Origin of the sequence: Propioniciclava sp. (genome assembly GCF_036744435.1) — a bacterium.
Taxonomy (GTDB): Bacteria; Actinomycetota; Actinomycetes; order Propionibacteriales; family Propionibacteriaceae; genus Propioniciclava.
The window spans coordinates 25647-47466 of sequence record NZ_DAIOIA010000009.1 but is presented as its reverse complement, the minus strand read 5'-3'; the positions used below and the strand labels follow the sequence as shown (position 1 = coordinate 47466).

The following is a 21820-nucleotide window of genomic DNA, read 5'->3' as shown; positions in this document are numbered from 1 at the left end:
GCGGCCAGACTCCCTCAGCCCGCGTTCACAACGTCACGGGGAAGTTCAGCTAGGCAGTCTTCGCCGCCGGCGACGGGAAGGCAACCAGGCGCCCCGACGCACGGGGCGGACGGTCCGGGAATGTCGTGTTCACCGGCTAGGGTGGGGCCCCTGGGAGGTTGAACCACACTTATGGGCGACGAATTCGTTCACCTGCACTGCCACTCGGAGTTCTCGATGTTGGACGGTGCCGCACGTCTCAAAGACCTGGTCAAGAGCTGTGAGCAGATGGGCATGCGTGCCCTGGCGATCACCGACCACGGCAACCTGTTCGGCGCGCACGAGTGGTACGCGACCGCGAAGGGGAGCTCGGTCAAGCCGATCATCGGGCTGGAGTCGTACCTGACGCCGAAGACGCACCGCAGCGAACGCAAGCGCGTGCAGTTCGGTGACGGCACCGGCGATGACGTCGCCTCCAAGGGTGCCTACACGCACATGACGATGTGGGCGTCCAACAAGGAGGGGATGCACAACCTGTTCCGGTTGAGTTCCCTGTCGTCGCTGGAAGGCTTCTTCTACAAGCCGCGCGCCGACCGCGAACTGCTCAACCGGTACGCTCCCGGGCTGATCGCCACGACCGGCTGCCCCTCGGGCGAGGTGCAGACCTACCTGCGGCTGGGGCAGTACGACCAGGCGGTGGAGTCGGCAGCCGAGTTCCGTGACATCTTCGGCAAGGGCAACTTCTACGTCGAGTTGATGGACCACGGCCTCGACATCGAGACCCGCGTCCGCGCGGATCTGCTGCGGCTGGCCAAACAGCTCGACCTGCCCCTGGTCGCCACGAACGACCTGCATTACGTCCATGCCGAGGACGCCGACGACCACGACACGTTGCTGTGCGTGAGCGCGGGCTCCAACAAAGACACTCCCGGCCGCTTCAAGTTCGACGGTTCCGGCTACTACCTCAAGAGTCCCGCGGAGATGCGGCTGCTGTTCAGTAACCTGCCCGAGGCCTGCGACAACACGTTGGCGATCGCCGAGCGCTGCAGCACCGACTTCGACGAGGGCACCGGCATCTACATGCCCGCCTTCCCCGTTCCCGAGGGAGAGACCGAGGAGTCCTGGTTCGTCAAGGAGGTCGACCGCGGCCTGCACGAGCGCTTCCCCGACGGCGTGCCGGAGTACGCGCTCAGCCAGGCCAAGTACGAAGAGGGCATCATCATCGGCAAGGGGTACCCCGGGTACTTCCTGGTCGTGGCCGACTACATCCGCTGGGCCAAAGAGAACGGCATCCGGGTGGGGCCCGGACGCGGCTCCGGCGCCGGTTCGATGTGCGCCTTCGCCATGCGGATCACCGACCTGGACCCGCATCCGCACGGGCTGATCTTCGAGCGCTTCCTCAACCCCGAACGCCCCTCGATGCCCGACTTCGACGTCGACTTCGACGAGCGTCGTCGCGGCGAGGTGATCAAGTACGTCACCGAGAAGTACGGCGACGACAAGGTCTGCCAGATCGTCACCTACGGCACCATCAAGGCCAAGCAGGCGATCAAGGACTCGGGCCGCGTCCTGGGGAAGCCGTACGCGCTGGGGGAGCAGATCACCAAGGTCTACACACCACCGGTGCAGGGCAAGGACGTCGCTATCGCCGACGTGTTCAACCCCGAGCACGACCGCTACGGCGAGGGCACCGAGTTCCGCGAACTGTACGAGTCCGAGCCGGAGGTCCGCGAGGTCGTCGACACCGCACGCGGCATCGAGGGGCTCAAGCGGCAGTGGGGCGTCCACGCGGCGGGCGTCATCATGTCCAGCCGCAACCTGATGGACGTCATTCCCGTCATGAAGCGGGAGCAAGACGGCCAGATCATCACCCAGTTCGACTACCCGACCTGCGAGACGCTGGGCCTGGTCAAGATGGACTTCCTGGGCCTGCGGAACCTGACGATCCTCGACGACGCGGTGCGCAACGTGAAGATCAACGCCGACGTCGACCTCGACCTGGACGCACTGGCCCGGACCCCGGACGATCCGGACACCTACGATCTGCTGACCCGCGGCGACACCCTGGGCGTGTTCCAGTTCGATGGTTCCGGCTACCGGGCGCTGTGCCGCCTGATGCGCCCGGACAAGTTCGCCGACATCACCGCGCTGGGCGCGCTCTACCGGCCGGGTCCGATGGGGACCAACACCCACGTGAACTACGCGATGCGCAAGAACGGGCAGCAGCCCGTCACGCACATCCACCCCGAGTTGAGCGGCCCCCTGGACAAGCTGCTGGGGGAGACCTACGGCCTGCTGGTGTACCAGGAGCAGGTCATGCAGATCGCTCAGGAACTGGCGGGCTACAGCCTGGGTGCCGCCGACCTGCTGCGGCGTGCCATGGGCAAGAAGAAGAAGTCGGTCCTGGACGCCGAGTTCGCCAACTTCGAGCCGGGCATGAAGGCCAACGGCTACTCCTCCGAGGCGATCGCGGCCCTGTGGGAGACGATGGTCCCCTTCTCGGCCTACGGTTTCAACAAGTCACACGCGGCCGCCTACGGGGTGGTGTCGTATTGGACGGCCTATCTCAAGGCGCACTACCCGGCCGAGTACATGGCCGCCCTGCTGGAGTCCGTGCGTGACGACAAGGACAAGTCGGCGATCTACCTGGCCGAGTGCCGCCGCATGGGGATCCACGTGCTGCCGCCGGACGTCAACGAGTCTCAGGGGCGGTTCACGCCTGTCGGCTCCGACATCCGCTTTGGCCTGGGCGCCATCCGCAACGTCGGCAACAACGTCGTCGCGGGCATCGTCGAGGCCCGCCAGGAGCACGGCCGCGCCAAGGACTTCAACGGTTTCCTGGATCAGGTGCCCGCGGTGGTGTGCAACAAGCGCGTCATCGAGTCGCTGATCAAGGCGGGCGCGTTCGACTCGATGGGGCACACCCGTCGCGGCCTGATGGAGGTCTTCGAGCAGAAGGTGGACGAGGTCGTCGACCTCAAACGCAATCAGGCCAACGGCCAAGACGACCTGTTCGGCGAGTTCTTCGGTGACGACGACTCGGGGGCGGGCGCGCTCGCGGCGTCCCCGGTTCCCGAACTGCCGGAGTGGGAGAAGATGACCCGCCTGGCCTTCGAACGAGAGATGCTGGGGCTCTACGTCAGCGATCATCCCCTCCAGGGGCTCGAGCACGTCCTCGCAGCGAACCGCGACGTCAGCATCGCCCATCTGGGTGCCGAGGACGGCCCCAAGGAGGGCACGGTCACGATCTGCGGCATGATCACCGGCATCCAGCGCAAGCAGACCAAGGACGGCAAGATCTGGGCCATCCTCACGGTCGAGGATCTGGAGGCAGCCATCGAGGTGATGGTGTTCAACAAGGCCTACTCGCCGGTGGCGATGTCGCTGGGCACCGACGTGGTCGTCCGGATTCGTGGCCGCCTGCGTGAGCGGGATGAATCCGTCGAGCTGACTGCGTCCGACGTGTCCTTCCCCGACGTCACCACCGCGCAGGCCGGTCCCGTCACCATCTCGTTGCCCACGACACGGTGCACTCCCGAGGTCGTCGAGCAGCTCAAGTTCACGTTGCGGCAGCATCCCGGCTCCCAGGAGGTGCGGCTCCGGCTGGTCAGTCCGCAGCGCGCCACCGTGTGGCGGCTCGATGACCGGCTGCGGGTGCAGCATTCCGGATCGTTGGTCGCCGACCTGAAGGCGTTATTGGGCCCCTCCAGTGTCAGCGCCTAGCATGCAGTCCATGCGCTTCACCACCGCTGCTCTGCGGACCGGCACCATGGCGATCCTCGCCGCGCTGGTCGGGGTGGTGTGCGCCTTGGTGTGGGCGAACCTGGCCGTGCTGCCGAGCTATGTGGTGCAGGCCGATGGTCACGCCCTGATCGGCGACGACAGCCTGGCTGAGGCGTTCTCGGCCAACTTCTGGTTCTCCGTGCTGGCCGTGCTGGGTGGCGTGGCGATCGGGATCGCATGCTGGATCATGCTGCGGCAACTCGGCTGGCCGGTCGCGCTCATCACCGCCGGATTGAGTCTGCTCGCGGGCGGTACCTGCTGGGTGGTCGGCGAGTTGATCGGGCCCGGCCAGTTCGAGCAGCGCATGGCCGCGGCTCAGCCGGGGGAGTCGGTCAGGATGGCGCTGGAACTCACGACGCCCTCGGCCCTGGCGCTGTGGGTGTTCGCGGCCATCGCCGTTCCCCTGTTCGCGGCCTCGCTCGGCCCGGACCTCTCCCCGGGTGAGGAGCCGCAGCAGCGCCGTCGGCCCCGGGATGAGCCGGACGCCCTGAGCGACGATGCCTTCGCTCCGACCTCCTCGCTCGAGGGCTGAGGCTGCCGCCTGCGTTCAGGCGTGCGCGATGTCGGCGAACTGCGCGCCCGTGGCGCGTGCGAGGTCCTGAGGGGCGATCCCGAGTTGCAGGCCGCGCTTGCCGCCGGAGACGTACATGGTGGACCAGGTCTGTGCCGAAGCGTCGATCACCGTCGGCAGCGGGGTCCGCTGACCGAGCGGGGACACCCCACCCAGGACGTAGCCGGAACTACGCTCGGCCAGCTTCGGGTCGGCCATCTCGGCCTTCTTGGCACCCAGGGCCGCCGCGGTCTTCTTCAGGTCGAGCCGGCCCGAGACCGGGACGACGCCGACGGCGAGCTGGTGGGGGCCGATGGACACGATGAGCGTCTTGTAGAGCCGTGCGGGGTCGATGCCGGTCTCGCGGGCCGCCTCGGCACCGAAGTCGTGACTGTCGCCGTGGTGGGTGTACTCGACCGGCTCGAAAGCGATCCCGGCGGCGAGGAGCGCCTGCAGCGCCGGGGTCCCCGCGGGGTGCTTCTTCTTGGCCATGCGATTCCTTCCGTCGGGGGTGGTCACCGGAACGCGGCGACCACCTGGATGAGGATCGGCGCCACTACCAAGGCGGGCAGCAGGTCACCGACCGGGATGTCCTTGATCTTGAGCAGCCGGATGCCCAGGGCGATCAGGATGACGCCGCCGGTGGCGCTCAAGACGTCGATCTGAGCCAGGCTGAACAGGTCACCCAGCCAGAACGCGGCGAGCGTCAGCCCGCCCTGGACGATGCCGACGGCCAGCGCCGAGAACAGCACTCCCCAGCCGAGCGAGCTGGCGAAGGCGATCGCAGCGAACCCGTCCAGGACCGCCTTGACCAGTAGCTGATCGGCGCCGTGTCCCATCCCGTCCGACAGCGAGCCGAGGATGGTGAGCGGACCGATGCAGAACAGCAGGGTCGGCGTCACCACTGCCGAGACGAACGTTCCGGCCTCCCCGGCGCCGGCGAACCGGGTACGCAGCCGCTCCGCGCCGGACTCGAGCCGCTCTTCCAGGCGCAGCCCAGACCCGATCAGGGCGCCGATCAGGAGCGAGCCGAGCACGATGAGCGTCGGGGCACCGCTGCCGACGGCATCGCTCATCGCGGTGGAGGAGAGCGTCAAGGCGGAGCTGATCCCCAGTACGACCGTGATGAGCCCCAAGGCGTCGGTGACGGTGTCGCGGGTACGTGGGGGGATCCGGTCACCGAGGAGCAATCCTAGGCCGGCTCCTGCGGCGACGGTGACCACGTTCGCGACCGTGCCGAGTCCGATGAACATGACGCCCATACAATCACCCTTGTGAAGCTGCGCGTGATCGACGTCCGAGGAACAAACCCCGACTACCGCACCGTGGTGCCGCGGGGAGCGTTCGACGTGGAGCATGCCCTGGCTACCGTGAAGCCCATCTGCGACGCGGTCGCGCAGCGGGGCGCCGATGCGCTGGCCGAGTTCGCGGAGCGGTTCGACGGCGTCGTCCCTGACCAGTTCAGGGTTCCGGTCGAGCACCTGGCGCGGTGTGCGGCCGAACTCGACCCGCAGGTGCGGGCCGCGTTCGAGGAGTCGATCCGTCGCCGTCGCGCCGTCGCGAACAGCGAGGGGACCCCCGGTGTGGTGAGCGTGGACGTGGCCGAGGGGGCGGTCATCGAGACGAAGACGTCCCCGGTGCGGCGCGTCGGGCTGTACGTGCCGGGCGGGTTGGCGCCGCTGTCGTCCAGCGTGCTGATGAACGTGGTGCCCGCTCAGGTGGCCGGGGTGGAGAGCCTGGCGGTGGCGACCCCGCCGAACGCCGCCTTCGGTGGCTGGCCGCACCCCTCGATCCTCGGGTTGTGTCACCTGCTGGGGGTCACGGAGGTGTACGCGGTGGGCGGCGCTCAGGCCATCGCGATGTTCGCCTACGGGGTGCCCGGGCTGTGCGAGGCCGTCGACCTGGTCACCGGGCCGGGCAACATCTACGTCGTGGCCGCCAAGCGGCTGCTGCGCGGCGTCGTCGGCATCGACGCCGAGGCCGGTCCCACGGAGATCGCCGTCTTGGCAGATGAGCAGGCCGACCCGGCCTTCGTGGCCGCCGATCTGATCAGCCAGGCCGAGCACGATCCCATGGCAGGGTCGGTGCTCGTGACCGATTCGCCCGCACTCGCCGCACGGGTCAACGACCTGCTGGCCGGACAGGTCGCCGTGCTCGATCACACCGACCGCATCGAGACGGCGCTGACCGGGCCGCAGTCGGCGATCGTGCTGGTCGACGACATCGAGCAGGGACTCAAGGTCGTGGACGCCTACGGGGCCGAGCACCTGGAGGTGCAGACCCGCGAGGCCCGCGCCGTCGCGCACCGCGTCAAGAATGCAGGGGCGATCTTCATCGGACCGTGGGCTCCCGTGCCGCTGGGGGACTACTCGGCCGGTTCGACGCACGTCCTGCCCACGGCCGGGGCGGCCCGCTACAGCTCCGGGCTGACCGTGCGGAGTTTTTGCCGCACCGTGCACCTGATCGACTACGACGAAGCGGCCCTGCGTGAGGTCGGGCCGACCGTGGTGACCTTCGCGGGCGAAGAGGGCCTGCCCGGCCACGCCGCCGCCATCACGATCCGTACCGCGCGCGAACAGGGGGACCGCTGGTGAAGCCCCAACCCACCCTGGCGGACCTGCCGCTGCGGCCCGAACTCGTGGGCGAGGAGCCCTACGGGGCGCCGCAGCTCGACGTGCCCGTGTGCCTCAACGTCAACGAGAATCCCTACCCGCCTTCGGGTGCGATGCTCGCTGACATGGCCCAGGCGATCTCCTCGGGGGTCTACCACCGCTACCCGGATCGGGAGTTCACCCGGTTGCGCAGCCAGCTCGCCGACTACCTCGGCCACGGCCTGGGGGTGGCGAACATCTGGGCCGCCAACGGCTCGAACGAGGTGATGACGCACGTGCTGGGCGCCTTCGGTGGCCCGGGTCGCCGCGTCCTGACGTTCACGCCCACCTACTCGATGTACCCCGAGTACGCCCGCAACACCCACACGGAGTACGTCACCGCGCCCCGACGCGAGGACTACAGCTTGGACGCGGCGACGATCCTGCTCGCCATCGAGCGGTTCTCCCCGACGGTCGTGCTCATCACGACGCCGAACAACCCCACCGGTACCTCGACGCCGCTGGCCGTCATCGAGGAGGTGCTGGCAGGAACCGACGCGATCGTGGTGGTCGATGAGGCCTACCAGGAGTTCGCCCGGCACCCGGAACAGACTGCGCTCAGCCTGCTGGCCGAGCACGGCAACCTCGTCGTGAGCCGCACCATGAGCAAGGCGTTCGCGTTCGCCGGGGGACGCCTGGGCTACCTGGCCGCCGCGCCCGCGATCGTCGACGCCTGCCGGATCGTCCGGCTGCCCTACCACCTTTCGGCGCAAACCCAGGCGGTCGCGTCGGTGGCCCTGCGCCACGCCGACGAGATGCTGGCCCGCGTCGACGAGTTGCGCGCCACCCGCGACGAACTGCTGCGCCGGGGCCCCGAGATGGGTTTCGACGTGGTCGACTCGGACGCCAACTTCGTCCTGATCGGGCGCTGGGCCGATCGGCACGCCGCCTGGCAGCAGCTGCTCGACCAGGGCGTCCTGGTCCGGGAGACCGGACCCGACGGCTTCCTGCGCGTCAGCGCGGGGACACCACAGGAAATGGCGGCGTTCTACGACGCGCTCGCGCGCGTGGACGCCGCGAGGAAGGGGGAGTGATGGCACGCACCGCGCGCATCGAACGCAGCACCAGCGAGTCCACGATCACCGTCGAGGTGAACCTCGACGGCACGGGCGTCTCCGATATCGCCACCGGCGTCGGCTTCTACGACCACATGCTGACCGCGCTCAGCAAGCACTCCCTGATCGACCTCACCGTCCAGGCCAGCGGCGACGTCCACATCGACGGGCACCACGTCGTGGAGGACACCGCCATCGTGATCGGCCAGGCAGTGCGCGAGGCGCTGGGGGACAAGCGCGGCATCCGCCGGTTCGGCGACGCCCTGGTGCCGCTGGACGAGGCGCTGGCCCGTTGCGTCGTCGACGTCGCCGGGCGTCCGTACGCCGTCTGCCACGGCGAGCCCGAGGCTCAGGTGTACGCCCTGATCGGCGGCTCGGGGGTGCCGTATGCCGGGTCGATGACGTATCACGTGGTCGAGTCCCTCGCGCTGAATGCCGGGTTGTGCGTCCACCTGGATCTGGTGCGCGGCCGCGACCCCCACCACATCGTCGAGGCCCAGTTCAAGGCCCTGGCGCGGGCGCTGCGCATCGCCGTCGAACCCGACCCGCGGATCGCCGACCAGATCCCCTCCACCAAGGGCGCCTTGTGAGCGCGAGCGTCGCGGTGCTCGACTACGGGTCGGGCAACCTGCACTCCGCGACCCGCGCGCTGGCCGCGACGGGCGCGCAGGTCACCTTGACCGCCGACGCCGAGCAGGCCTGGGAAGCCGATGGCCTCGTGGTGCCCGGGGTGGGCGCCTTCGCCGCCTGCATGGCGGGCCTGGAAGCCGTCGGCGGCCCCGCGATCATCCGGCGCCGACTCGACGCTGGGCGTCCCGTGTTGGGCATCTGCGTCGGAGAACAGGTCATGTTCGAGGCGGGCGACGAGCACGGTGTGGTCACCGCGGGCGTGGGCGTCCTGCCCGGACGCGTCGAGCGGCTCCGCGCTGAGCGCCTGCCCCACATGGGCTGGAACACCGTCGCGGCACCACAGGAGTCCCTGTTGTTCGCCGGGGTCGCGGGGGAGCGCTTCTACTTCGTGCACAGCTACGGCGTCCACGAGGCCCACTGGCCAACCGGAGCGCTGCTCACCTGGGCCGAGCACGGCGGGGACCGCTTCGTGGCCGCCGTCGAGGCCGGGCCGCTGAGCGTCACTCAATTCCACCCGGAGAAGTCCGGTCGGGCGGGCGCCCGGTTGTTGCGCAACTGGGTGGCTTCCCTGGCCTGAGGGCGGGTCCGCCCGTTTCGCCGACGCCCCGGGCCGCAAGGCGGGGCTCGGGCAGCGCTAGGGTTGCTGCCCGTGACCGAATCCCTGTATCTGCTGCCCGCCGTCGACGTGCAGGGCGGCCAGGCCGTCCAACTCACCCAGGGCGTCGCCGGCTCCGAGAAGACCTTCGGCGATCCGCTCGCCGCCGCCCAGCGGTGGCAGGACGGGGGCGCGCAGTGGCTCCACCTCGTGGACCTGGACGCCGCCTTCGGCCGAGGCTCGAACGCCGACGTCATCGCCGAGATCGTCGGCCAGATGCACCTCAACGTGGAACTCTCCGGCGGGATTCGCGACGACGCTTCCCTGGAGCGGGCGCTGGCCACCGGCTGCCGGCGGGTCAACATCGGCACGGCGGCGCTGGAGAACCCGGCCTGGTGCGAGAAGGTCATCGCCGAGCACGGCGAGAAGATCGGTATCGCCATCGACGTCCGCGGGTCGCGGCTGGCGGCACGCGGCTGGGTTCGTGAAGGCGGCGACTGGGCCGAAGCCATCGACCGGCTCTCCGCCGCAGGCTGCCGCACGTTCGTGGTCACCGACGTCAACTCCGACGGCATGCTGACCGGACCGAACCTGACCCTGCTGCGCGACGTGGCGGCACGGACCGATGCCGAGGTGATCGCCTCGGGCGGCATCTCCTCCCTGGATGATCTGCGGGCGCTGCGCGAACTGGTGCCCCTCGGCGTTACGGGCGCGATCATCGGCACGGCGCTGTACGTGGGGAACTTCACGTTGGCCGATGCACTCGACGTGGCGCAGGGCTGATCGCCTCGAGACACCGCGTGCACCGGTGCGCGATAAGCTGACCGGCGGAGCTATTCGAGATCGAGCGAAGGGAGACCCATGAGCGGACACTCCAAATGGGCCACCACCAAGCACAAGAAGGCCGCGATCGACGCCAAGCGCGGCAAGCTGTTCGCCAACCTGATCAAGAAGATCGAGGTCGCGGCGCGCGTGGGTGGCGGTGACCCCGGCGGGAACCCGACGCTGTACGACGCCATCCAGAAGGCGAAGAAGAACTCGGTTCCGAACGACAACATCGACCGCGCCGTCAAGCGTGGCTCCGGTATCGGCGGCGAGGTCGTCGACTACACGGAGATCATGTACGAGGCCTACGGCGCCGCAGGCGTCGCCCTCTTGATCGAGGTGCTGACCGACAACCGCAACCGGTCGGCCTCCGACGTTAAGGTCGCGATCACCCGCAACGGCGGGACCGTCGCCGACGTCGGCTCGGTCAGCCGGATCTACGACCGCAAGGGCGTGGTCGTGGTGGCCAAGAAGCAGGACGGCAAGCAGGTCAGCGAAGACGACCTGCTGGAGGCGACCCTGGAGGCCGAGCCGGAGGACATCAACGACACCGGCGACACGTTCGAGATCGTCAGCGATCCGGCCCAACTGGTCGAGGTGCGCAAGGCTGTCCAGGCGGCCGGGTTCGACTACGAGTCCGCCGATGTGGAGTTCCGCCCGCAGTACGAGCAGGGCGTGGATTCGCAGGAGGCCGCGGAGAAGCTGTTCAAGCTGATCGACGCGATCGAGGACGTCGAAGACGTGCAGAACTTATACAGCAACGAGGACGTGCCGGACGAAATCCTCGAGGCGCTGGAGGGTGACGCCTAGAATCCGAACAAACGTTCGGAAAGGTGGCTGCATGCGCGTGCTCGGGATCGACCCCGGCCTGACCCGGTGCGGGGTCGGCGTGATCGAAGGCGACCCTGGGCGCGCGCCCACGCTGCTGCTGGCCGACGTGGTGCGGACCCCAGCCGATGCGGAGACGGGCCAGCGGCTCGCCACGTTGGAACGAAGCCTGGTGCAATACCTGGCCGAATACCGGCCCGACGCGATCGCCGTGGAGCGCGTCTTCGCCCGGCGTGACGTCAGCACGATCATCGGGACGGCGCAGGCCTCCGGGGTGGTGCTCCTCGTCGGGACGCGGGCCGGCCTGCAGGTGGCGCAGCACACTCCCAGCGAGGTGAAGGCGGCCATCACCGGCAGCGGCCGAGCCGACAAGGCCCAGGTCGGGCAGATGGTGATGCGCATCCTCAAGCTCGACGCGCCGCCCAAGCCCGCGGACGCCGCCGACGCGGTCGCCTTGGCCGTGTGCCATCTGTGGCGTGCCCCCGCGATCGCGCGCCTTCAGCAGGCGCAGGTGCGCCGCGACCTCGTCCACGCCCAAGCAACGGCGCGCGCCCGCGCCGCGAACAGGAGGAAGCTCGCGTGATCGCCCACCTCACCGGCACCGTCAGCCAGGTCGGCGGCACCTGGGTCGACATCGACCTGGGCGGCTTCGGCGTCCGGGCGCTGGCCACGCCCGCCACCGTCGCCTCCGTCACCGTCGGGAAGGTCGCCACGTTGGCCACCTCGCTGGTGGTGCGCCAGGACTCCCTCACCTTGTTCGGATTCAGCGACCCCGAGGAGCGCGACGCCTTCGAGATGGTGCAGACCGCCTCGGGCATCGGCCCCAAGCTCGCCCAGGCGGTTGTATCGGTGCTTCCCCCGGCCGAACTGCGCAACGCCATTCTCAGCGAGAACCTCGTCGCATTGACCAAGGTTCCCGGTATCGGGCGCAAGGGAGCCCAGAAGATGGTCATCGAACTCAAGGAGAAGGTCAACGCGCTGGGGCCGGTACCCGACCTCGGCGGTGCGGCCAGCGCGCTGCCTGGCCCGGCCGCTTGGCGCGACCAGGTGGCTTCCGGACTGGAATCGCTGGGCTGGTCGGCCAGGGACGCCGCCGCGGCGGTGGAGGGGATCGCACCGCTGCAGGAGCAGAACCCCGCGCTGGGGATCGGTGAGCTCATGCGGGCCGCGCTGCAAAGCCTCGCGCGATGACGCCACGTCACGACGAGGACCCGCTCGACCCGCACGGACACCTGGATGAGCAGGCCGTCGACGGTGCGCTGCGCCCGCCCAGCCTGGCTGAGTTCGGGGGACAGCCGCGCGTCAGCGAGCAACTGGGGCTCGTCTTGGCGGCGGCCCAGCATCGTGGAGCGGTACCCGACCATGTGCTGCTGTCCGGCCCGCCCGGACTGGGCAAGACGACGTTGGCGATGATCATCGCCCACGAACTGGGCGCCCCGTTGCGGATCAGTTCGGGGCCCGCCATTCAGCACGCCGGGGATCTGGCCGCGATCTTGTCGGGGCTCACCGAGGGCGAGGTGTTCTTCCTCGATGAGATCCACCGGATGAGCCGGCCCGCCGAGGAGATGCTCTATCTGGCGATGGAGGACTTCCGCGTCGACGTCATCGTCGGCAAGGGTCCCGGAGCGACCGAGATCCCGCTCGAGATCCCTCGGTTCACCCTGGTGGGGGCCACCACGCGGGCGGGTCTGCTGCCTGGCCCCCTGCGTGACCGGTTCGGGTTCACCGGGCAACTCGACTACTACGACGCCGCCGACCTGGTCGCGATCGTGCAGCGGTCCGCGGACCTGCTGGGCGTCGGCCTCGACGACGCCTCGGCGCGCGTCATCGCGGGCCGCAGCCGCGGCACCCCCCGTATCGTGAACCGGCTGCTGCGTCGCGTCCGCGACTACGCCCTGATCAAGGCGTCCGGGCGGATCACCCCCCAGGTGGCGGCGGCGGCACTCGAACTGTATGAAGTGGACACCCTGGGGCTGGATCGTCTCGACCGTGGCGTGCTGGAGTCGCTGTGCGTCCGGTTCGGTGGTGGTCCGGTGGGGCTGGGCACCCTGGCGATGAGCGTGGGCGAGGAGGCCGAGACGGTGGAGGAGGTCGCCGAGCCCTTCCTGATCCGACAGGGCTTCCTGATGCGCACACCCCGGGGCCGCGTCGCCACGCACCGCGCCTGGCAGCATCTTGGGCTGGCCGTTCCCGCCTCACGGGCTGACCTGTTCACGGACCCCGACGCGTAGCCGGTAGGCTTGCCCCTTGGCAGGGGGCCATCCCGTGTTCCCGTTCCCCAGTTGAGAGTGTGTGTGAGACATGGACAGCAACCTGATGTCGACCCTGGTGATGGTGGTCTTGATGGTGGCCGCCTTCTGGCTGCTGCTGATCCGCCCGGCCCAGAAGAAGCAGAAGCAACAGCAGGAGCTGGTCAACAAGCTCGGCGAGGGTTCACGCGTGATGCTGAGCAGCGGCGTCTTCGGCACGATCATCCACAACGGTGAGAAGCAGGCCATCGTGGAGGTCTCGCCCGGCGTCGAGATGACGGTGCTGAAGCAGGCGATCATCCGTGCGGTCGAGCCGTCGGAGGAAGAGTTCGAGTACGACGACGAGGCTGACCTCGAGGTCGACACGCTCCCCGAGGTTCCCGCCGATGCCGCAGCCGTCGTCGACGCTGATGCCCTCCCCGAGGTTCCCGCCGATGCCGCAGGCGTCGTCGATGCCGATACTCCCACCGAGAGCGCCCCCGACTTCCGGGCACCCGAATCCAAGAACTGAGCCGTTCGGAGCTAGCTGCACGTGGCCACCACTAGTCAACACAGGTCGCACCCGCTGCGCACCTTGATCCTTCTGTTCGCCGTGATCGCCGCTCTGTTCGGCATCATGGCCCTGTCGGGAAGCTGGACACCCAAGCTCGGCTTGGATCTGCGCGGCGGCACGACCATCACCTTGACGGCACGCACCACGACCGGGCAGGGCGGGGTGAGCGCCGAGAGCCTCGAGCAGGCGCGCACGATCATTCAGCAGCGCGTCGACTCCATCGGCGTCGGCGAATCCGAGGTCGCCACGGTGGGCAACAACCAGATCACCGTCTCGGTCCCGAACGTCGCCCCGGCACAGTTGCAGGAGATGGTGGGCACCACGGCCCAGCTCTACTTCCGGCCGGTGTACGCCACGGCTGCCGTCACGACCACCCCGACCGCGACGCCCACGCCGACGACGGATCCGTCCGCCAGCGCCGAACCCGCCGCGTCCGCCTCGGCCGAGCCCACCTCCGGCACGACCGCCTCGGCGGCGGCCACGCCGACCGAGAGCGTCAACCGGCGCCCCGCCGCGGGGCTTCCCACGGCCGCCCCGACGCCGCGTCCGACCACCGCGGGCACCCCGCTGACGACCGACGAGGCGCTGGCGTGGACGCCGACCGCCCGCGATCAGGCCGACTTCGAGGCCTTCCAGTGCGGCGACGAGTTCCCCGACGTGCCGGATCAGCCGCTGATCACCTGCAATCGGGAGGGCACGACCAAGTTCCTGCTCTACCCGGCCGTCATTAACGGCGACATGCTCACCGGCGCCAACGCCGGCGTCCCGCAGAACCAGCTGAGCTGGATCGTCCAGCTCCAGTTGAACGACGAGGGCGGCAAGATCTTCGAGCAGGTCACCGGGGCGCTCGCCCAGAAGAGTGACCCGCAGAACACGTTCGCCATCGTCTTGGACAGCAAGGTCGTCACCTACCCGCGCCTCACCACCGCCATCAGCGGCGGCCGCGCGGAGATCTCAGGCTCCTTCACCCAGCAGAGCGCGACGGATCTGGCCAACGTGCTGAAGTACGGCTCGTTGCCGCTGGCCTTCGACCTGTCGGAGGTGTCCAACGTCTCCGCGACGCTGGGCGGGGAACAGCTGCAGGCGGGCATCATCGCCGGCCTGATCGGCCTGGTACTGGTCGTGATCTACTCGGTGATCTACTACCGGGCCCTCTCCATCGTCGTCGTCGCGTCGCTGGTGCTGGCGGCCACCATCACGTACCAGTTGATGGTGCTGCTAGGGCAGTCGATGGGATTCGCGTTGAACCTGCCTGGCATAGCCGGGGCCATCGTGGCCATCGGCATGACGGCCGACTCGTTCATCATCTACTTCGAACGGATCAGAGACGAGGTACGTGACGGCCGCTCGCTACGTACCGCGATCGAGACCGGATGGATCGGTTCCCGCAAGACGATCCTGATCGCCGACGCGGTCTCCCTGCTGTCGGCGGCCGTGCTGTTCTTCTTGGCGATCGGTTCGGTCAAGGGTTTCGCGTTCACGCTCGGGCTAACGACCCTGATCGACATCGCGATCGTGTTCTGGTTCACCAAGCCGATGGTGACGCTGCTGGGCCGCACGAAGTACTTCGGTGAAGGACGCCGGTTCTCCGGCTTCGACGCCGCCCATCTGGGCGCCGCACCGCGCCGATCCCCGATCCGCCGCCTGCGGGCGAGCGCACCGAAGGAGGCCTGATGAGCAAGCATCACGGGCTCGCCCACCGGCTGTACACCGGTGAGATCAGCTACGACTTCATCAAGAACGCGAAGCGCTGGTACATCGTCTCGGCTGTCATCGTGCTCATCTGCCTCCTCGGCGTGGCGGTGCGGGGACTGAACCTCTCCATCGACTTCACCGGAGGTTCGGAGTTCGTCGTCCCGGCGCAGGTCACCGCGACCAGCGCCGACGACTACCGCGAGACCGTCCAGCAGATCGGGCTTCCCGATCTGGGCGAGATCAAGGCCAACACCGTCGGCGACAGCCAGGTCCGCATCCAGGTGCGCGCCCTGACGGCCGAGGAGATCAATCAGGTCACCGAGGTGCTGGCGACCAAGGCGGGCGTCCCCAGCCAGCAGGTCACCAACAACCTGATCGGCGCCTCGTGGGGTCAGCAGATCACTCAGCAGGGGCTCATCGCGCTGGTGGTGTTCCTGGCGCTGGTCTCGCTGATGATCTGGGCCTATTTCCGCAACTGGAAGATGTCGGCCGCCGCGATCATCGCCCTGCTGCACGACCTGCTGTTGACGATCGGCGTCTACGCGCTGCTGCAGTTCGCCTTCACGCCGGCGACCCTCATCGGCATGCTGACGATCCTCGGCTACTCCCTCTACGACACCGTGGTGGTCTTCGACAAGGTCCGAGAGAACACGCGGGACATCACCAAGCAGAAGCGCACCTTCGCGGAGGCGTCCAACCTGGCGATCAACCAGGTGCTGGTGCGGTCCATCAACACGACCATCATCGGCGTGCTGCCCGTCGCGGCGCTGCTCATGGCAGGCGTGTTCGTGCTGGGTACCGGCCCGTTGAAGGATCTGGGTCTGGCCCTGTTCGTCGGCATGATCGCTGGTGCGTACAGCTCGCTGTTCCTGGCGGCGCCGATGTATGTGCAGATGCGTGAACGTGAACCTGAACTGGCGGCGCACCGGCGCCGGCTCTCCCGCACAGAAGGCTCCACCGCGCACCCCCAGCCGAGTGAGGAGGCTGCCATCGAGGCGGCCGAGCCCGAGGACGACTCGGAGGAGTCCTTGCTGTCGGCGTCGGGAACCACGGTCGATCCGATCCGATTCGGGTCGGTGCCGGGCAGCGACCTGCCCCGTCAGCAACCCCAGCGCAGCACCCGCGCCGAACGCAAGAAGGATGGGCGATGAACGCCAAGCAGAATCGCATCGTCGAACTGATCCGGGACGTCCCGGACTGGCCCAAGCCCGGCGTGGTGTTCAAGGACATCACCCCCCTGCTGGCGGACGCCGAGGGGTTCTCCGCAGCGATCGACGAACTGGTCGAGCTGGCGCCAGGGCCCATCGACGTGGTCGTGGGCATGGAGGCGCGGGGATTCATCTTCGCGGCCCCCGTCGCGCTCAAGCTGGGGGCGGGATTCGTGCCGGTCCGCAAGCCCGGCAAGCTCCCCGGCAAGGTGGATGAGCAGAGCTTCGCCTTGGAGTACGGGAACGAGACGTTGACGATCCACAGCGACGCCCTGTGGCGTGGGGCGCGCGTCATGGTCATCGATGATGTGCTCGCCACCGGCGGCACGATCGGAGCGACCGCCGAGCTCATCAAGCGTCAGGGCGCCGAACTCGTGCACGTCGCCGTCTTGATGGAGCTGGGCTTCCTCGGTGGCCGCGAGCGCCTCGCCCAGGCGGGCGTCGATACGCTGTCCGCCGTGGTGACCGTCTGACCATGAGTGAGGGCTCCTCCACCTCGGGGTGGGGCTACCAGGCGCTGGTTCGACTCCCACGCGTCGCCGAGAACCCCGTCCGCGAACTGGCGCGGCGCGCACTGCTCGCGCTGGCCATCATCGGCGTCAACTCGTTCATCGTCTGGCTCGACCGGGCCAGCTACTCCGACAACGTCAACCACGACGGCGTCAGCCTCATCGACGCCATCTACTACGCGACCGTGACGGTCACCACGACCGGCTATGGCGACATCACCCCCGTCTCGCAGCACGCGCGCCTACTGAACGCGATGCTGGTGACCCCGCTGCGTATCGCGTTCCTGATCCTGTTGGTCGGCACGACGCTGGAGGTCCTCGCCAACGAGGGGCGCCGGGCCCTGATCGACGCCCGTTGGAGGAAGAAGATGCGAAACCACATCGTGCTGCTCGGCTACGGGACGATGGGCCGCAGTGCGGTCACGACCCTGCTCCGAAACGGCGCGGAAGCCGACCGGATCGTCGTGGTCGACTCCAGTCCCGCCGCCGTCGACGCGGCGAACCGTCACGGCCTGGCAGCGTTCCTGGGGGACTGCACCTCCCGCGATCTGCTGCGACGAGCGGAGGTCCCGAAGGCGAAACACATCGTGGTCACGGTCAACCGCGATGACACCGCGATCCTGGCCACCTTGACCGCGCGCCAACTCAACCCGCACGCGCACCTGGTGGTGTCGGTGCGCGAGGCGGACAACGTATCGCTGGTTCGCCAGTCGGGTGCCGACGGGGTCGTGACCAGCTCCGACGCGGTGGGCCGACTCATCGGCCTGTCGGCGGTCAGCCCGGAGTTGGGCGCCACGATGGAAGATCTGCTCAACTACGGCGAGGGCATCGACATCGCCCAGCGGCTCGTCACCCCCGCCGAGGTCGGCAAGGGCTCCCAGGAGATCGCCGGGGAGCGGGTCCTCGGCGTCGTTCGCGGTGGCTTGCTGCGCCACTTCTTCGATCCGAGCGTCGCCCTCCTCAAGACCGGCGACGAACTGGTCGTCGCCCGCCCCAGCGAGAAGAAGCGGGAACGTACACCCCCGAAAGGGTGAGCGTGAGCGGCGCTACACTCGACCCCACGCGAGGGGAGGTGTCTGATGAGTGAGACGACAAGCCGTCCAGCGGGAGTCGATCCCGCTCCGGGGCAGCCGGCCGCGATCGTGCCGGAGCAGCCAAGGCGCAGCATGCGTCGCATGCTGGCCATGCTGGGCAGCCAGAAGAGTTCCGGTGCCGCCGCCCTGGATCCCCTGTTCGCGGCGATGCGCCGTCACCACCAGAAGGTGGACTCGGCGCTCATCGAGCGCGCCTACCGGACCTCCGAGCAGTACCACGACGGCCAACTGCGCAAGAGCGGGGACGCCTACATCACCCATCCGCTCGCCGTGGCGACTATCCTCGCGAGCCTGGGCCTGAACGAGCCCACCATCTGCGCGGCGCTGCTCCACGACACCGTGGAGGACACCGGCTACACGCTGGCCCAGCTCACCCATGACTTCGGCGAGGAGATCGCCACCATGGTCGACGGGGTGACGAAACTCGACAAGGTCGTGTACGGGGAGTCGGCGAAAGCCGAGACCATCCGCAAGATGGTCATCGCGATGAGCCGCGACATCCGCGTCCTGATCATCAAGCTGGCCGACCGGTTGCACAACATGCGCACCATCAGCTCGCTACGCCAGGACAAGCAGATTCGCATTGCGCGCGACACCCTGGAGATCTATGCCCCGCTGGCCCACCGGCTGGGCATGAACGCGATCAAGTGGGAACTGGAGGATCTGTCGTTCTCGGTGATCGAGCCCAAGATCTACTCCGAGATCGTCAAGCTCGTCGCCGACCGGGCGCCCCTGCGCGATCAGTACCTCACCACGGTCATCGAGCAGGTCAAGCAAGACCTTGCCGACAACAAGATCAAGGCGACGGTGTACGGCCGACCCAAGCACTACTACTCCATCTACCAGAAGATGATGGTGCGGGGACGCGACTTCTACGACATCTACGATCTGGTGGGGCTCCGCGTCCTGGTCGACACGAAACGCGAATGCTACGACGTCCTCGGCGTGCTCCACGCGCGCTGGAAGCCGCTGCCCGGGCGGTTCAAGGACTACATCGCGATGCCCAAGTTCAACCTGTACCAGTCGCTGCACACCACCGTCCTGGGGCCGGGCGGCAAGCCCGTCGAACTGCAGATCCGCACGCACGAGATGCACAAGCAGGCCGAGTACGGAGTGGCGGCCCACTGGCGCTACAAGGAGGGCAAGAGCGCCGGAGACGAGATCAACTGGGTGCACTCCATCTCGGAGTGGCAGAAGGAGACCGAGGATTCGGGGGAGTTCCTCGACACCTTCACCGAAGAGATCGCCAAGAACGAGGTCTTCGTCTTCAGTCCGAAGGGCGACGTCATCGCGCTGCCGTCCGGTTCGACCCCCGTAGATTTCGCCTACGCGATCCATACCGAGGTGGGGCACCGGTGTATCGGGGCCCGGGTCAACGGCAGGCTGGTCCCGCTGGATTCGACCCTGGAGATGGGGATGTCGATCGACATCATCACCTCCAAGGCGCAGAACGCGGGACCGAGCCGGGATTGGCTGAACTTCGTCAAGACGCCGCGGGCGCGGGCCAAGATCCGGCAGTACTTCAGCCGCGAACGGCGCGATGAGGCGATCGAGCAGGGCAAGGAACTGCTCGCCAAGCAGATGCGCCGCAGCCACCTGGCCGCGCGCCTGCTGACGCCCGAGGTGATGGCGCACCTGACCGAACACTTCCACGTCTCCGACGTCCCGAGCCTGTGGGCGTCTCTGGGCGAGGGCAGCATCGGCACCCAGGCCGTGATCACGCAGTTGATCAGCGTCGTCGGCGGCGACGAAGCCGCAGCGGAGGCGTCCCTCATCGACGAGGCGCTGCTGGTGCGGGGCTCCCACCACAAACTGCCGCGCAACCACTCGGGCGTCGTCGTGGACGGCGACCCTGACCTCTACACCAAACTGGCCAAGTGCTGCATGCCCGTCCCGGGCGACCCGATCATCGGCTTCGTCACGCGCGGGGAGGGCATCTCGGTGCACCGCACCGATTGCACCAACGTCGCGTCCCTGCGGCAGATGCCCGAGCGGATCGTCCCGGTCTCGTGGGCGCCCACCGCTGACGCAGCCTTCCTGGTCGCCGTCCAGGTCGAGGGCATCGACCGGGCGGGCATGCTGAACGACCTCACGCGGGTGCTGTCCGAGATGCACATGAGCATCGTCTCGGTGTCGGCGAACGCGTCCAAGGATCACGTGTTCACCATGCGGCTCACCTTCCAGACACCCGACCCGCGGCACCTGGAGACGGTCCTACGCGGCCTGCAGCGGGTCTCAGGCGTGTACGAGGTCAGCCGGGTCAAGCCGGGCTAAGCCCGGGGAGGGCGTCACCCAGCAACGTGCACGGGCCGGGGACACAGCTGCGTCCCCGGCCCGTGCACGTTGCTCAGCGGGTGAAGTCAGCCAGCGTGGCCTTCGCCTGATCGAGCCACACCGTGTAGGTGGCGATCGAGTCCTCGGCCTTCTTGGCGGCCTTGGCGTCCCCACGGGCCTCGGCCTTGGAGATCTTCTCCTGCAGCTTCTCGATCTCGGTGCTCAGCATCGCGACGGTCTCCTCGGCGCGATGCCGGGCTTCGGGGTCGGTGCGCTTCCACTCGTCGGCCTCGGCCTGCTTGACAGCGTTCTCGATGGTGCGCAGCCGGTTGTCCAACCCCCGCATGGCGTCCCGGGGGACCTTGCCCAGCGCGTTGTACTGCTCCAAGAAGGTGCGGAAGGCGGCGCGCCCGGCGTTCAGGTCGGTGACGGGCAGGATCTCGGCCTCCGCCTGGGCCAGCAGTTCCTGCTTGGCCGCCAGGTTCCCGCCGAACTCCTCGTCCTGGGCGGCCTGCGCCGTGGTGCGGGCGTTGAAGAACTGGTCCTGAATGGCGCGGAACTCGGCCCACAGCTTGTCATCGGCGTCGCGCTGGGCAGACCCGGCGGCCTTCCATTGGGCCATCAGCTCTCGGAAGGCGCCCGAGGTCGGGCCCCATTCGGTGGAGTCGGCCAGCCCCCGGGCCTCCTCGATGATCTGCTCCTTGATCGCCTTGGCGTCGTTCCACTTGGCCGACTGCTGGGCGAACTGCGCCTTGCGGCGTCGCGTGTACGTGGTGCGGGCGGAGCTGAAGCGATGCCACAGGGCGTCATCGGTGGCGCGGTCGATCCGCGGCAGCGCCTTCCACGCGTCCAGCAGCTGGCGGAACCGGTTGACACCGCCGCGCCAGTCGTTGCCGGCGGCCAACTTCTCCGCCTCGGCGACCATCTCCTCCTTGGCCTCCCGGGTGGCTTCGTGCTGCTTGGCGCGCTCCGCCTTGCGAGCCTCCGAGGCCTCGGCCAGCTTCGGGGCCATCGCCTCCAGGCGTGCCGCCAGCGACGCCAAATCGCCGACAGCGTTGGCGTCGGTCACCGAGGAACGCAACGTCTTGATCGAGTGCCGCGCATCGTCGGGTGCCAGTGCGCCGGAGGCGAGCCGCTGCTCCAGCAAAGTGATCTCCAGGTCCAAGGCTTCGAAGCGCCGCACGAAGAAGGCCAACGCCTCCTCCGCGCTCACGTCGGGCACCTGCCCGACGACGCGTTCGCCGTCGTCGGTGGTCACATAGACGGTGCCGTCTTCCTCGACGCGACCGAAGCTCGCCGGTCCTGCGGAGTCACTCATGCGGTCCATCTTGCCCGAAAACGG

At 68.3% G+C, this 21820-nt stretch carries 20 protein-coding genes; 17 read left to right on the top strand and 3 right to left on the bottom strand.

The features are described from left to right. Positions 1-171 precede the first annotated feature (171 nt). Together dnaE and V7E09_RS02435 are read left to right on the top strand one after the other, a co-directional pair. Entirely contained in the window at positions 172-3702 is a 3531-nt protein-coding gene (dnaE, locus tag V7E09_RS02440) for a DNA polymerase III subunit alpha (RefSeq protein ID WP_324510909.1), read from the top strand. A gap of 10 nt (positions 3703-3712) precedes the next feature. Continuing rightward, positions 3713-4294 carry a hypothetical protein gene (locus V7E09_RS02435; protein ID WP_324510910.1) on the top strand — a complete coding sequence of 194 codons (582 nt, stop codon included), beginning with the start codon at positions 3713-3715 and terminating at the stop codon, positions 4292-4294. A gap of 15 nt (positions 4295-4309) precedes the next feature. Here V7E09_RS02435 and ybaK read toward each other — a convergent pair whose 3' ends face one another. Together ybaK and V7E09_RS02425 are read right to left on the bottom strand one after the other, a co-directional pair. Continuing rightward, complete coding sequence (gene ybaK, locus V7E09_RS02430; RefSeq protein ID WP_324510911.1) at positions 4310-4804, bottom strand: Cys-tRNA(Pro) deacylase; 495 nt, start codon at positions 4802-4804, stop codon at positions 4310-4312. A 23-nt stretch (positions 4805-4827) separates the two neighbouring features. Beyond that, complete coding sequence (locus V7E09_RS02425; RefSeq protein ID WP_324510912.1) at positions 4828-5574, bottom strand: DUF554 domain-containing protein; 747 nt, start codon at positions 5572-5574, stop codon at positions 4828-4830. 12 nt (positions 5575-5586) lie between these two features. Here V7E09_RS02425 and hisD point away from each other — a divergent pair, with 12 nt between their 5' ends. From hisD to V7E09_RS02350, 15 genes are all read left to right on the top strand, one after another. Further along, positions 5587-6906, top strand: coding sequence for a histidinol dehydrogenase (gene hisD, locus V7E09_RS02420; protein ID WP_442956827.1), 1320 nt, complete (start codon positions 5587-5589; stop codon positions 6904-6906). Next, the gene (locus tag V7E09_RS02415) at positions 6900-7997 is read left to right on the top strand and encodes a histidinol-phosphate transaminase (protein ID WP_324522967.1); all 1098 of its coding nucleotides are present in this window, start codon (positions 6900-6902) and stop codon (positions 7995-7997) included. The genes hisD and V7E09_RS02415 overlap by 7 nt, the downstream gene beginning before the upstream one ends. After that, positions 7997-8608 carry an imidazoleglycerol-phosphate dehydratase HisB gene (gene hisB / locus V7E09_RS02410; protein WP_442956826.1) on the top strand — a complete coding sequence of 204 codons (612 nt, stop codon included), beginning with the start codon at positions 7997-7999 and terminating at the stop codon, positions 8606-8608. The genes V7E09_RS02415 and hisB overlap by 1 nt, the downstream gene beginning before the upstream one ends. After that, positions 8605-9225, top strand: a complete 621-nt coding sequence (gene hisH, locus V7E09_RS02405) for an imidazole glycerol phosphate synthase subunit HisH (protein ID WP_324510914.1) — start codon at positions 8605-8607, stop codon at positions 9223-9225. Before hisB ends, hisH begins: the two co-directional genes overlap by 4 nt. Before the next feature lie 72 nt (positions 9226-9297). Next, positions 9298-10026, top strand: coding sequence for a bifunctional 1-(5-phosphoribosyl)-5-((5-phosphoribosylamino)methylideneamino)imidazole-4-carboxamide isomerase/phosphoribosylanthranilate isomerase PriA (priA, locus tag V7E09_RS02400; RefSeq protein ID WP_324510915.1), 729 nt, complete (start codon positions 9298-9300; stop codon positions 10024-10026). 78 nt (positions 10027-10104) lie between these two features. Beyond that, positions 10105-10878, top strand: coding sequence for a YebC/PmpR family DNA-binding transcriptional regulator (locus V7E09_RS02395; protein ID WP_324510916.1), 774 nt, complete (start codon positions 10105-10107; stop codon positions 10876-10878). Positions 10879-10909: 31 nt separating this feature from the next. Further along, positions 10910-11479: a crossover junction endodeoxyribonuclease RuvC gene (gene ruvC, locus V7E09_RS02390; protein ID WP_324510917.1), complete on the top strand. Its 570-nt coding sequence runs from the start codon at positions 10910-10912 to the stop codon at positions 11477-11479. Then, the gene (gene ruvA, locus V7E09_RS02385; protein WP_324510918.1) at positions 11476-12087 is read left to right on the top strand and encodes a Holliday junction branch migration protein RuvA; all 612 of its coding nucleotides are present in this window, start codon (positions 11476-11478) and stop codon (positions 12085-12087) included. The genes ruvC and ruvA overlap by 4 nt, the downstream gene beginning before the upstream one ends. Next, on the top strand, positions 12084-13127 hold the full coding sequence (gene ruvB / locus V7E09_RS02380) for a Holliday junction branch migration DNA helicase RuvB (protein WP_324510919.1): 1044 nt from the start codon (positions 12084-12086) through the stop codon (positions 13125-13127). Before ruvA ends, ruvB begins: the two co-directional genes overlap by 4 nt. A 70-nt stretch (positions 13128-13197) precedes the next feature. Further along, complete coding sequence (yajC, locus tag V7E09_RS02375; protein WP_324510920.1) at positions 13198-13656, top strand: preprotein translocase subunit YajC; 459 nt, start codon at positions 13198-13200, stop codon at positions 13654-13656. Positions 13657-13719: 63 nt separating this feature from the next. Continuing rightward, positions 13720-15372 (top strand): protein translocase subunit SecD, encoded by a 1653-nt coding sequence (secD, locus tag V7E09_RS02370; protein ID WP_324510921.1) that lies wholly within the window; start codon positions 13720-13722, stop codon positions 15370-15372. Beyond that, positions 15372-16544, top strand: coding sequence for a protein translocase subunit SecF (secF, locus tag V7E09_RS02365; RefSeq protein ID WP_324522966.1), 1173 nt, complete (start codon positions 15372-15374; stop codon positions 16542-16544). Before secD ends, secF begins: the two co-directional genes overlap by 1 nt. Beyond that, positions 16541-17074, top strand: coding sequence for an adenine phosphoribosyltransferase (locus V7E09_RS02360; RefSeq protein ID WP_324510923.1), 534 nt, complete (start codon positions 16541-16543; stop codon positions 17072-17074). Before secF ends, V7E09_RS02360 begins: the two co-directional genes overlap by 4 nt. A 2-nt stretch (positions 17075-17076) precedes the next feature. Beyond that, a complete protein-coding gene (locus V7E09_RS02355; RefSeq protein ID WP_324510924.1) occupies positions 17077-18144 on the top strand; it encodes a potassium channel family protein in 1068 nt (355 codons plus the stop codon). A gap of 45 nt (positions 18145-18189) precedes the next feature. After that, complete coding sequence (locus V7E09_RS02350; protein ID WP_442956825.1) at positions 18190-20478, top strand: RelA/SpoT family protein; 2289 nt, start codon at positions 18190-18192, stop codon at positions 20476-20478. Positions 20479-20551: 73 nt separating this feature from the next. Here V7E09_RS02350 and V7E09_RS02345 read toward each other — a convergent pair whose 3' ends face one another. Next, on the bottom strand, positions 20552-21796 hold the full coding sequence (locus tag V7E09_RS02345; protein ID WP_324510926.1) for a DUF349 domain-containing protein: 1245 nt from the start codon (positions 21794-21796) through the stop codon (positions 20552-20554). Between the last annotated feature and the right edge of the window lie 24 nt (positions 21797-21820).